At 32.7% G+C, this 12,239-nt stretch carries 12 protein-coding genes; 8 read left to right on the plus strand and 4 right to left on the minus strand.

Annotated features, from left to right (window positions below; translation table 11 throughout):
• Positions 1–35: 35 nt before the first annotated feature.
• From pruA to GFJ94_RS10015, 4 genes are all read right to left on the minus strand, one after another.
• Complete coding sequence (pruA, locus tag GFJ94_RS10000; RefSeq protein WP_153201390.1) at positions 36–1,661, minus strand: L-glutamate gamma-semialdehyde dehydrogenase; 1,626 nt, start codon at positions 1,659–1,661, stop codon at positions 36–38.
• Between the two features lie 156 nt (positions 1,662–1,817).
• Positions 1,818–2,204 carry a Co2+/Mg2+ efflux protein ApaG gene (gene apaG / locus GFJ94_RS10005; protein WP_153201391.1) on the minus strand — a complete coding sequence of 129 codons (387 nt, stop codon included), beginning with the start codon at positions 2,202–2,204 and terminating at the stop codon, positions 1,818–1,820.
• Positions 2,205–2,207: 3 nt separating this feature from the next.
• Complete coding sequence (locus GFJ94_RS10010) at positions 2,208–3,305, minus strand: DUF3667 domain-containing protein (protein ID WP_153201392.1); 1,098 nt, start codon at positions 3,303–3,305, stop codon at positions 2,208–2,210.
• 2 nt (positions 3,306–3,307) lie between these two features.
• Positions 3,308–4,555, minus strand: coding sequence for a DUF5103 domain-containing protein (locus GFJ94_RS10015; protein ID WP_153201393.1), 1,248 nt, complete (start codon positions 4,553–4,555; stop codon positions 3,308–3,310).
• 195 nt (positions 4,556–4,750) lie between these two features.
• Here GFJ94_RS10015 and GFJ94_RS10020 point away from each other — a divergent pair, with 195 nt between their 5' ends.
• The 8 genes from GFJ94_RS10020 to GFJ94_RS10055 all read left to right on the plus strand — a co-directional run bounded on the left by GFJ94_RS10020 (position 4,751) and on the right by GFJ94_RS10055 (position 12,223).
• Positions 4,751–6,097 (plus strand): Na(+)-translocating NADH-quinone reductase subunit A, encoded by a 1,347-nt coding sequence (locus tag GFJ94_RS10020; RefSeq protein WP_153201394.1) that lies wholly within the window; start codon positions 4,751–4,753, stop codon positions 6,095–6,097.
• A 26-nt stretch (positions 6,098–6,123) separates the two neighbouring features.
• The gene (locus GFJ94_RS10025) at positions 6,124–7,314 is read left to right on the plus strand and encodes an NADH:ubiquinone reductase (Na(+)-transporting) subunit B (protein WP_153201395.1); all 1,191 of its coding nucleotides are present in this window, start codon (positions 6,124–6,126) and stop codon (positions 7,312–7,314) included.
• 2 nt (positions 7,315–7,316) lie between these two features.
• Positions 7,317–8,042, plus strand: coding sequence for an NADH:ubiquinone reductase (Na(+)-transporting) subunit C (gene nqrC, locus GFJ94_RS10030; protein ID WP_153201396.1), 726 nt, complete (start codon positions 7,317–7,319; stop codon positions 8,040–8,042).
• A 2-nt stretch (positions 8,043–8,044) separates the two neighbouring features.
• Positions 8,045–8,716, plus strand: coding sequence for an NADH:ubiquinone reductase (Na(+)-transporting) subunit D (locus tag GFJ94_RS10035; RefSeq protein WP_153201397.1), 672 nt, complete (start codon positions 8,045–8,047; stop codon positions 8,714–8,716).
• A 4-nt stretch (positions 8,717–8,720) separates the two neighbouring features.
• On the plus strand, positions 8,721–9,470 hold the full coding sequence (gene nqrE / locus GFJ94_RS10040) for an NADH:ubiquinone reductase (Na(+)-transporting) subunit E (RefSeq protein WP_153201398.1): 750 nt from the start codon (positions 8,721–8,723) through the stop codon (positions 9,468–9,470).
• A gap of 2 nt (positions 9,471–9,472) precedes the next feature.
• Complete coding sequence (gene nqrF, locus GFJ94_RS10045) at positions 9,473–10,786, plus strand: NADH:ubiquinone reductase (Na(+)-transporting) subunit F (RefSeq protein WP_153201399.1); 1,314 nt, start codon at positions 9,473–9,475, stop codon at positions 10,784–10,786.
• A gap of 80 nt (positions 10,787–10,866) precedes the next feature.
• A complete protein-coding gene (locus tag GFJ94_RS10050; RefSeq protein WP_153201400.1) occupies positions 10,867–11,232 on the plus strand; it encodes a Na(+)-translocating NADH-quinone reductase subunit F in 366 nt (121 codons plus the stop codon).
• Positions 11,207–12,223: an FAD:protein FMN transferase gene (locus GFJ94_RS10055; protein WP_153201401.1), complete on the plus strand. Its 1,017-nt coding sequence runs from the start codon at positions 11,207–11,209 to the stop codon at positions 12,221–12,223. Before GFJ94_RS10050 ends, GFJ94_RS10055 begins: the two co-directional genes overlap by 26 nt.
• The last annotated feature ends 16 nt before the right edge of the window (positions 12,224–12,239 follow it).

Below are 12,239 nucleotides of genomic sequence, written 5' to 3' on the forward strand. Positions count from 1 at the left end.
TAACCCTTTTTGTGCTTTTTGCTTCGTACTTTGAATTATCCTAAAAACGGATATTTATAATCTTCTGGTGTTACGAATGTTTCTTTAATTGTTCTAACAGAAGCCCAACGCAATAAGTTTTGTGATGAACCTGCTTTATCGTTAGTTCCAGAACCTCTTGCTCCTCCAAATGGTTGCATTCCTACAACAGCACCTGTTGGTTTGTCGTTGATGTAGAAGTTTCCTGCTGCATTTTGTAACGCTACGGTTGCTTCTTCCACCGCATAACGACATTGGCTAAATACCGCACCTGTTAAAGCGTATTCTGAAGTTTCGTCTACTAATTTTAATGTTTCTGACCATTTCGCATCTTCGTAAATATAAATCGTAACTACTGGTCCGAATAATTCCGTACACATTGTGTTGTATTTTGGATTTGTAGTTAAGATAACCGTAGGTTCAATGAAATATCCTTTTGATTTATCATAATTTCCACCCATGATTATTTCAGCATCGCTATCATTTTTAGCTTGGTCAATATAACGTGCTAATTTATCAAATGAAGCTTCTGAAATAACTGCTGTAATAAAATTACTCATGTCTTCAGGAGAACCCATTTTCATTGATTTCAAATCCGCTTCTAATTTCGCTTGAACTGCTGGCCATAAACTTTGTGGTATATATACACGAGATGCAGCACTACATTTTTGTCCTTGGAACTCAAAAGCACCACGAGCAATTCCTACTGCAACTTGTGCTGGATTTGCTGATGGATGAGCAATGATGAAATCTTTTCCACCTGTTTCTCCAACGATTCTTGGATATGTTTTATAAGTAGCGATATTATTTCCGATAGTTTTCCAAATATCATTGAAAACACCAGTCGAACCTGTAAAGTGAACTCCAGCTAAATGTGGGCTTGATAAAACTACGTCAGAAACCATTCCAGAATCACCCATTACCATATTGATAACACCATCTGGTAAACCTGCTTCTTTGAAAACTTGCATAATTACATTAGCAGAATATACTTGTGTTGCAGCTGGTTTCCAAACCACAACATTCCCCATTAATGCAGCGCTTGACGGTAAATTACCTGCGATAGCTGTAAAGTTGAAAGGTGTAATTGCATATACAAAACCTTCTAATGGTCTGTATTCAACTCGGTTCCACATGTCTGATGTAGAAGCTGGCTGATCTGCATAAATTTTAGTCATGAATTCTACGTTGTAACGTAAAAAGTCAATCAACTCACAAGCGGAGTCAATTTCTGCTTGGTGAATGGTTTTTGATTGTGCAATCATAGTTGCTGCATTGATTTTAGCACGGTATGGACCTGCTAATAATTCAGCTGCTTTTAAGAAAATTCCAGCTCTGTTTTCCCAAGCCATAGCTGCCCATTTTTTGCGAGCTTCTAATGCTTCGGTAATTGCTTTTTCAACTAAAGCTCTGTCTGCTTGATGATAAATACCTACGATATGTTGGTGATCATGTGGTGCTGACATTTTTTTGGTATCGCCCGTTTTGATTTCTTCGCTACCAATATATAAAGGAACTTCTACTTGAGAATTCCACATTTTTGTATAAGTTGCTGCAACGGCTGCTCTTTCAGGAGAACCTGGTGCGTACGATTTTACGGGTTCGTTAACCGCTTTTGGGACATTAAAAAATCCTTTTAACATGGTTTTGAATTTTAGCTTCGCTCATTTCGGACAAAGTCCTTGAGTGAAAATTAGACAATTTTGTGTGTTGATTTACTAGTTTTTATTAAACGAATACAAAAATACAAAGTATATTTTGAATAATCGATAACAAAAGTTACTTAGCTGAAATGAAAGTTAATTAATAGCAAAAGGAGCACTTAACTTGAAAGTAGGGATGGTAACTCTAAAACTTCTAGTTGAGGTAAAGTTTACCATGTTGAAATAGCCTTTCATGGCGCCAATAGGAGAAGAAAGTAAGCATCCAGAAGAATAAGTATAGCTTTCACCTGGTTTTATTACTGGTTTTTTTCCAATAACACCTTCCCCATCTACTACTTCAATATTATTTAATGCATCGTAAATTTCCCAATGACGAGTGGTTAATTGTACCGAATCTTTACTTTGGTTTTCGATAGTAACATGATACGCAAAGGCAAAGTGAATCTTATAGTTTTTGAAGTAAGTACCTTCAAAACTAGTTAAAACTGAAATCTTTATGCCTTTTGTAATTTGACTTACCATATGTTAAAATAAAATTATTCCTATTAGCATCATAATTAAAGTGCAAATACTTAAGAATAAAAAGAATAGCGGATTCAAAATTAAGAATTTTAAAACAGTTATCCAACGGCTTTGTTGATAAAAATTTCTTAAAGATTTATAGAAATAAATTGGGAATAAAAATGCAAATGAGATTCCTTCAATGAATGTGGCAACATTGTCATTTAATAATGATATAAGATTAAATATCATTAAACACATAAATATAAAAGAAAAAAACGTATAAGAAAAGACTAAATGTTCGGTGTAATTAATTTTTTTGGAATAAAAAATCAACCAAAACATAAGTGTTAATATGGGTAAAGAAAGAAAAATAAAAAACGGAAGTTTTTGGTAAAAGTAATCGAAAACTTCACCTTCAATATCGTTTGATTTGAAAAGTTTAGATTTATTAAATAAGGTTTTAGTATAAAAAGTAACTTCGTGTCCTAGTTCTTTTAAAGCATGTTCAGTAGTTTTTTCTGGATATTTTCTGTTAAAATTTCGAAAAGAAAGAACAGTGTAAATGACTGGTTTTAATCCTGAAGAAATATTTTCATCTATAAATTGTTTGGTATAAATAGAGTCTCTGTTATGATTGATTTCTTTTCTATTTAAACTACTAATTAATCCTTTTACATTTGAATTTTTGCCTATTGCTTTTATTGATAAGCTGTCGAGTTTTTTTAAATCTTGCTTTTGATTCTCTGTTAATTCATTATCAACAACTAAGGGGTCAACATTGTTTGGACTCCTGTCTCCTTCTACAAAATTAAATGTTATAAAAAGAATTAGCGAAACACTCAAAAACAATCGAAACGGATTAGCATATGTATGTCTTTTGCCTTCGTTAAATTCACGAGCTAAAACTCCTGGTTTTGTGAAAATAGAAATGATTGAGTTGCGTAATCTGGAATCGTACGCATAAAAATTAGCGAAAAACTCTTCAATAAAATCTCTAATTTCTAGTTTTTTTGTTGAATTTAATTGACCACAGTGATGACAATATTTTTCACTAATATCCAAAGCTGTTTCACAGTTGATACACTGAGTTCCTCTGTATTTTATGTCTTTTCTGCTCATTCTTAATTTCGGATAACTTCACTGTTTGTGTTTGCAATTCCAATTACTCTGTCGTATCGGTCGTTATTTCCTCTATAATATACAATTGCAGTATAATTATTTTCTGTTTGAAAGAAATTGCCATCAACAGCATTTTCGTAATCTACTTTTCCGGATTTATCGGTAATGACGTATTGGTAATTAGTAAATCCTTGTTTTAATAAAATTGCTTTTTCGTACAATCCAGAATTTTTATTAAACTCCATTTTGTATTCATCCGTTAACGCATAATTGTTGAACATACCCACAATGTAAATGTTTTTGTCTGCTAAATTTAGTGTGTTAAGCGCAAAGTATACCCAAGAATAATCAGCTTCAACTTGCGGATTTGCACTATTAGCATTCTGAATAAAAAAGTTGCCATTAATATCTGGAAAATAAGTATAAGGAACATTTTTCCTTGGCGTGTTTACATATAAAAAGGTATTGTATATATTTTCGCCAGAAGTCACTTTTGCTACTGTGTTATTAGTTCCTCTGATTATTTTGTTGTCAATGCTATATGCTTCATTACCTGCCCAAAATTGAGTTTCCTTATTGTATCTGTAAATTAATTCTGAACCTAAAGTGTATTGTGGTTTAATGTTAGAAAGACTGGTTTTCCAATTTCCGTTTTGAAAAAGAGTAACTTTTACATTTTGAATTGGATTTTGAAGTATTCTGTCTCCGTAATTTATTGTCATTTCAATGTTCTGTTTTTCATTGATGCTGTCAAAATCACGAGCTCTTCTAACTAGTAAACCTACTGATACTTGTTCTTCATAAATCACAACTCTTCTTGAAAATACAATTTCGCTTTCATCATTTAAAACAGTAATCATGTAGTTGCCGCTTTTTGTAATTTGATTGAATCTATTAGGAAAAAATTGTTTGTAATGCGAATACAATTGCAAAGTGTTGAAGGAATTTTCGTAAGTAATAATACGCTGATTGTCCATTCCGTTTAGATATTCAACTTTTCCTAAATCAGATGGAGCAGACCAATCGTAGTTGTATTGCGTTATAGTATAATAGTAATCAGCTTCGTCTCCGTATAAATCATCAAAACTCAATTCAAAAGTTTCGCCGAGTTTAAAAAACGGAATAACATTATTACCATTTATACGAAATGAAATGGTTTTGATATTAAATGTAGGTTCTTGTTCAATTCCTGCTTGTGAGAAAATAAATTGAAAATAAAAAAAAGAAATTATGAAAGCAATTTTGTTCATTTTTGTACCTATAAAGACGTAAAAATAGTAAAACTTTAGGTACAAACGTAATTCCTTTTGATTTATTAGTAATTTGCAATTTAGATTAATTATAAATAAATCAAATCTCCGTCTTTATTTTTGGTAAGGTGTTATGTATTTGATTAAATTTGCACGTTTTATAGTAAATTTTTTAACAATCATATCTTCAAAAATATGTCAAAAGACATTCGAATTAAAAAAGGTTTAGACCTTAAGTTGAAGGGTGAAGCGGCTCAAAAGATAGCTGATACCACTCGCTCGAAAGTCTATGCTGTTAAACCTTCTGACTTCCATGGTGTAACTCCGAAAATGGTAGTAAAAGAAGGAGATAACGTTAAAGCGGGAGAAGTAATTTTCTATTCTAAATCAGATGAGAAAGTTAAGTTTGTTGCTCCTGTAAGCGGAAAAATTCAAGAAATCAAACGTGGTGAAAAAAGAGTCATTTTAGAGATTCTTATTGCTGCAGATTCTCAAGATGTTTTCGTTGAGCATAGCAAGAAAAATCCTAACGATTTATCAACAGAAGAAGTAAAAGCACATTTGTTAGCTTCAGGTTGTTGGCCATTTATCAATCAACGTCCGTATGATGTGATTGCTAATTCAGCCGATTCGCCTAAAGCTATTTTTGTTTCTGGAATTAATTCTGCGCCATTAGAGGCTGATTTGGATTTTACATTAGCGGATAAGAAAGAATTCTTAAAAGCAGGTTTTGAGGCTTTGGCTAAATTAACTTCAGGTAAAGTTCATGTAACAGCTAAGAAAAAAGCAGATTATTTACCTCAATCGGATGCTTTTGTGCTTCACAAAGGTTCAGGTTTGCATCCTGTTGGATTAGTTTCAACTCAAATCGCTAAAATTGATCCTATCAATAAAGGCGAAAAAGTTTGGGTAGTGCAAATGGAAGATGTTGCTGTAATTGGAGAATTGTTTTTAACAGGTAAATTCAATGCTAAAAGAGTTTTAGCTTTAGCAGGAACAGGATTTGAAAATCCATCATATGTTACAGCTATCATTGGTGCCCAAATTACTGATGTACTTGCTGGTAATTTAAAAGAAGGGAATTTCAGAATTATCAACGGAGATGTTCTAACAGGTGAACAAAAATCGAAAGATGGTTTCTTAGGTTTTTACCACAATATGTTTACGGCAATTCCAGAAGGTGATGATTATGATTTCTTTGGTTGGAATATTCCACGTCCAAATAAGTTTAGTGTGTATAGAGCAAATATGTTTTCATTCTTAACGCCAAATAAAAAATACGATTTGAATACCAATACTAATGGTGAACATCGTGCTTTTGTATTAACAGGTGATTATGAAAAAGTATTTTCTTTAGATATCTATCCAATTCAATTATTAAAATCTATTTTAGTTAATGATATTGATCAAATGGAAGCTTTAGGGATTTATGAAGTAGCTCCAGAAGATTTTGCATTAACAGAATACATTTGTGTATCTAAGCAAGATCACCAAAGAATTGTGAGACACGGATTAGATGTAATGATAAAAGAAGTTGGTTAATCTTATAAATTTATAAAATCACAAAAATGGGATTAAAACAAAATTTACATAATTTAAAAGAGAAGTATAGAGGAACAAAATTTGAACAAGGATTCAATGCGTTACATACTTTTCTTTATTTGCCAAACATGACAACACATGGTGGAACGCACGTAAAAGATGCTACCGATTTAAAACGTGTGATGAATACTGTAATTATGGCAATGATACCAGTTTTGATATTTGGTATGTTCAATGCAGGATATCAACACTACCTTCAAATTAATGGTACAGCTGAGTTCTTAACGATGGATAATTTAATCGTTGGACTTAAAAAAGTATTACCAATGTTGTTGGTTTCTTATGGAGTAGGATTAGGAATTGAATTCATTTTTGCTACCGTAAAAAAACACGAAGTAGAAGAAGGATACTTAGTTACAGGTATGTTAGTGCCTTTGATTATGCCGGTAGACCTTCCTTTATGGATGTTAGCTGTTGCTGTTGCTTTTGGAGTAGTTATTGGTAAAGAATTATTCGGAGGAACTGGTATGAATATTTTAAATCCAGCTTTAACCATTCGTGCGTTCTTGTTCTTTAACTGGGCGGCTTGGATGTCTGGAGATAAAGTATGGGTTCATGGTGCAGTTGATGGAGTAAAAAATGCTGCTGGAACTGACGCAATTTCAGGTGAAACTATTTTAGGAGCATTAGCTGCTAATAAAGAAGTTATGCATTCTTGGCAAGATATGTTTGCAGGATTTATTCCAGGTTCTATTGGAGAAACTTCTACACTTTTAATTTTAGTAGGAGCTGCTTTTTTAATTCTAACAGGAATTGGAAGCGCAAGAATCATGCTTTCTGCAGTTATTGGTGCCGCTGTAATGGGATTAATATTTAATGGATTAGTTGATTCTGGAGTAATTGTAGAAGGAAGTAAATTCTATAGTTTAATGAATTTTCCATTTTGGCAACATTTATTAGTTGGAGGTATTGCATTTGGTATTGTTTTTATGGCAACAGACCCAGTTTCTGCTGCACAAACAAGTACAGGTAAAATTATTTATGGATTCTTAATTGGATTGTTCAGTATTTTAATCAGAGTTTTCAATCCTGCTTACCCAGAAGGAGTAATGATGGCAATTCTATTAATGAACGTGTTTGCGCCTACTATTGATCACTATGTGGTTCAAGCCAATGTAAAAAGAAGAATGAAACGTTTAAAAGTTAAAACTACTTAATTATGTCAGCAAAACGTACAGATTCAAATAGTTATACTATCATTTTCTCATTGGTTATGGTAGTTGTTGTAGGTTCATTGTTGGCATTCTTTGCAAATTTTACAAAAGACCTACGTGTTAAAAACGATCAAGTTAAAGCACAAATCGATATATTATCAGCAATAGGTGTGCCTGCCGAAAGAAGCAATGCTACTGAAATGTTTGAAAAATACATCAAATCTCAAAAAGTTATCAAAGGAACTGAAGTTTCTGACGATGATAAAGCATATTTAATTGATGTAAAAAAAGAATTAGATATTGCAAAAAACGGTGGTGTTCAAAGATTACCATTATTTGTTGCTGAAAAAGATGGTAAAACAATTTATATTTTACCAGTTAGAGGTAACGGTCTATGGGATGCAATTTGGGGATATATTGCTTTGAATGACGATTTAAAAAGCATAAGTGGAGTGTATTTTGACCATAAAGGTGAAACACCTGGTTTAGGTGCAAACATTACTGAAACTTTTTTTACAGACGATTTTAAAGGAGAATTCATTTACGATGCTTCAAACACATTTAAAGGAGTTGAAATTTCAAAATCAAATGCAGATCCAAACAATCAGGATAAAAAAGACAATCAGGTAGATGCTATTTCAGGTGCTACAATTACTGGGAACGGTGTTGGAGCAATGATTAACTCTGGTATACGCTCTTATTTACCTTATTTTGAAACTTTAAAAAAATAAAAATGGCAGAAAATAAAACACAGTCTGAACCATTGTTTTCAAAGAAAAACATAGGTTTATTAAAAGATCCTTTAACAGATAACAATCCAGTTACTGTTCAAGTATTAGGAATTTGTTCTGCACTTGCAATTACAGCCGAACTAAAAGCATCTGTTATTATGGGGCTTTCAGTAATATTCGTTTTAGGAGCTGGAAATGTTGTTATTTCTTTATTACGTAACCTTATTCCAAGTTCAATTCGTATTATTGCTCAATTAGTTATCGCTGCTGCATTAGTAATTTTGGTAGACTTAACATTAAAAGCATATGTGCCTGATTTAGCAAAGAAACTTTCAGTATTTGTTGGATTAATCATTACAAACTGTATTATCATGGGACGTTTTGAAGCATTTGCTTTAGGAAATGGACCATGGAAATCATTCCTTGACGGAGTTGGTAATGCTTCTGGTTACGCTTTAATTTTGGTTATTGTAGGTTTCTTCAGAGAATTATTAGGTTCTGGAAAATTATTTGGTTTCCCAGTATTTGGTGATCCAGTAGAAAAAACAGGACTTTATGCATTAGGTTATGAAAACAATGGTTTTATGTTGTTAGCACCAATGGCGTTAATTACATTAGGACTTATCATTGGTTTCCAACGTTCAAGAAATAAAAGTTTAATAGAAACACACTAAGAAAATGGAATTATTACAATTATTTTTAAAATCAATTTTTATTGATAATATGGTATTCGCAACATTCTTAGGAATGTGTTCGTACTTAGCGGTTTCTAAAAAAGTATCAACCGCTGTTGGTTTAGGTGCTGCTGTTGTCTTCGTAATGTTGGTTACAGTTCCTTTAAACTACTTATTAGATCAATATATTCTTCGCCCAGGCGCTTTAGTTTGGTTAGGAGAAGAATATGCAGAATACGATTTAAGTTTCTTAACCTTCATTTTGTTTATTGCTACGATTGCTACAATGGTACAATTAGTTGAAATGGTTGTTGAAAAATTCGCTCCTGCTTTATATAACTCTTTAGGTATTTTCTTACCGCTTATTGCTGTAAACTGTGCCATTTTAGGAGGTTCTTTATTTATGCAACAAAAAGAATTCAATAACATTACTGAAGCTACTGTTTATGGTGTAGGTTCTGGAATTGGATGGTTCTTAGCTATTTTAGCAATTGGTGCAATTAGAGAAAAAATTAGATATTCAAATGTACCACCTGTGTTTAGAGGTTTAGGTATGACGTTTATTTTAACCGGATTAATGGCTATTGGTTTCATGTCTTTTGGAGGGATGTTAACTGGTGGTGATGAAGCACCTAAGAAAGAAGTTGTAGAAAATGTAACTCCTGCTGAAACAGTAGAAACTAATCAAGTAGCAACAGATTCTACTGCTTTAGAAACAAAAACAGATTCATTAACAAAAACCGTTCAACAATAATTATGATAGCACTAGAAGTAAGTACAACTGGTTTAATCAGTACCACGGTAATTGCCTTTTTGGTTTTATTATTGATTTTGGTTGCTGTTATTTTGTTTGCTAAAGCAAAATTAGTTCCATCCGGACCAGTTAAAATTAAAATTAACGGAGAAAACGAAATTGAAGTAAGTTCGGGAAGTTCTTTATTATCTACTTTAGGAGGTTCTAAAATTTTCTTACCATCTGCATGTGGTGGTGGTGGAACTTGTATTCAGTGTAAATGTAAAGTTATTGATGGTGGTGGTGAAGCACTTCCAACAGAAATACCGCATTTTAGCAGAAAAGAATTAGCTGATGGTTGGCGTTTAGGATGTCAAGTAAAAGTGAAGTCTAATATGGTTATCGAAGTACCAGAAGAAGTTTTTGGTATTAAAAAATTCGAAGCAAAAGTATATTCTAACTACAACGTAGCTTCTTTTATTAAAGAATTTATTGTTGAGTTGCCAGAAGATATGCACTACGAAGCAGGTGGATATATCCAAATTGAAATCCCTAAATGTGAAGTTAAATTCTCAGATATGGATATTATGGCGCACCCAGAAGAACATCCTGGTGATCCAGAAAAATTCAAGGCAGAATGGGATAAGTTCAAATTGTGGCCATTAGTTATGAAAAATGACGAATTGGTAGAAAGAGCTTACTCAATGGCTTCTTACCCAGCGGAAGGAAGAAAAATTATGTTGAACGTTCGTATTGCAACGCCTCCTTTTGATAGAGCTACAAACGATTGGATGAAAGTAAACCCAGGTATTGCTTCTTCATACGTGTTCTCAAGAAAAGCAGGTGATCCAGTAGTAGTTTCAGGACCTTACGGAGAATTCTTCATCAACGAATCAGAAGCAGAAATGTTGTATGTAGGTGGTGGAGCTGGTATGGCGCCAATGCGTTCGCACTTATACCACTTATTCCGTACAGTTAAAACAGGAAGAAAAGTTACCTATTGGTACGGAGGTCGTTCTAAACGTGAATTGTTCTATACAGACCATTTCAGAGCGTTAGAGAAAGATTTTCCAAACTTTAAATTCTATTTGGCTTTATCTGAACCACAACCAGAAGATAACTGGAAAGTGAAAGAAGGAATCGACGGAGAAGGTGACGGATTCGTAGGATTTATTCACAATGTGGTAATTGATAATTATTTATCAAAACACGATAATCCAGAAGATATTGAATTGTATTTCTGTGGCCCACCAATGATGAACAAAGCAGTTCAAAAAATGGGTGAAGACTTCGGTTTAGACCCAGAAAACATTAGATTTGACGACTTTGGAGGTTAATCCAAATTTTAAATACCAAAACCGATTCAGAAATGAGTCGGTTTTTTTATGCTTTCAAATAGAATAACTACCTTTGTATTATGGAACCATTATCATTACAAGACTTACATCATTTGGCGATGAATCACGTTGGAAAAGAACTAGAAAAGCAAGGATTTGAGTTCATTGCCATTAATAGTCAATTGAAAAAACACCCACAATTTGTTTGCGTTGATAAACCTACGAATACCTTACATTTTGTAATGCTCAAAGCCGTTACGTATCCTGATAATCCTGCCGAATACGATGTTTTGTTTATGGAAACTTTCATCAATCACGCCAAAGGAAAAAAAGCTAAAGTGTTGTATGCAGGAGTAGGTTTTGCCAACGCAGAAGATTTCGAAAAACCGATTTTAAAAAATCAAGATTATATTTTAAATTATGAAGGAATTAAAGAGATTTTGTAGTTTTCTAATAGTAGCATTTTTATTCATTTCATGTAATGAAAACTCAGATTTTTATACTATCCAAGGTGAGGCGCAAGGGAGTACTTATTCTGTAAAATATATTGCAGCTGAAGAAAAAGTAACCAAAAATCAAATTGATTCATTGTTAACTGCATTCGATTTATCACTTTCCACTTACCGACCTGATTCTAAAATTTCTAAAATCAATTCAGGAGATTCAACGGTTGTAGTCGATAATTTTTTTATAGAAACATTCCAAATTTCAAATCAAATTCACATAGAAACTAATGGTTTGTTTGACCCAACAATCGGTGTTTTAGTGAATGCTTATGGTTTTGGTCCTAACAAGCAGCAACAAGATTTGTCACCAAGGCAAATAGATAGTTTGTTACAGTTTGTTGGTTTTGATAAAATTACTTTAAATGCCAACAAAACCATTTCAAAAAAATACAGCCAAACTTTTATCGATTTTAATGCAATTGCGCAAGGTTATTCGGTTGATGTAGTGGTTAACTATTTAAAATCGAAAGGAATTGAAAATGCCATTGTAGAAATTGGCGGTGAACTATTTGCTTTGGGTAAAAACACGATTGAGAATAAAAATTGGGTTGTAGGAATAGACGATCCTTTACAAAAGCCAGAAGAACGCACTTTAATAGCTAAAGTAAATTTAGAAAATCTTGGAATGGCAACCTCTGGAAATTATAGAAAAGTAATGATTGACGAAAAAACAGGAGAAAAATTTGTTCATATAATCAATCCAAAAACAGGTTTAGCACAAAAAAATAATGTATTAAGTGCAACCGTTTTATCAAAATCATCTGGTTTGTCTGATGGTTATGCTACAGCATTTATGTTAATGAGTTTAGAAGAAAGTAAGTTGTTCTTACAAAAACATCCAGAATTATATGTGATGCTTTTATATGCAGATTCAAATAATAAAATGCAACGTTTTACTACAGAGAATTTTAATAAATTAATCAAAGAGTAATAAAAAAGGCTTTCAA

It is taken from the genome of Flavobacterium sp. LMO8 (assembly GCF_009495755.1).
In the GTDB taxonomy this organism is placed as follows: Bacteria; Bacteroidota; Bacteroidia; order Flavobacteriales; family Flavobacteriaceae; genus Flavobacterium.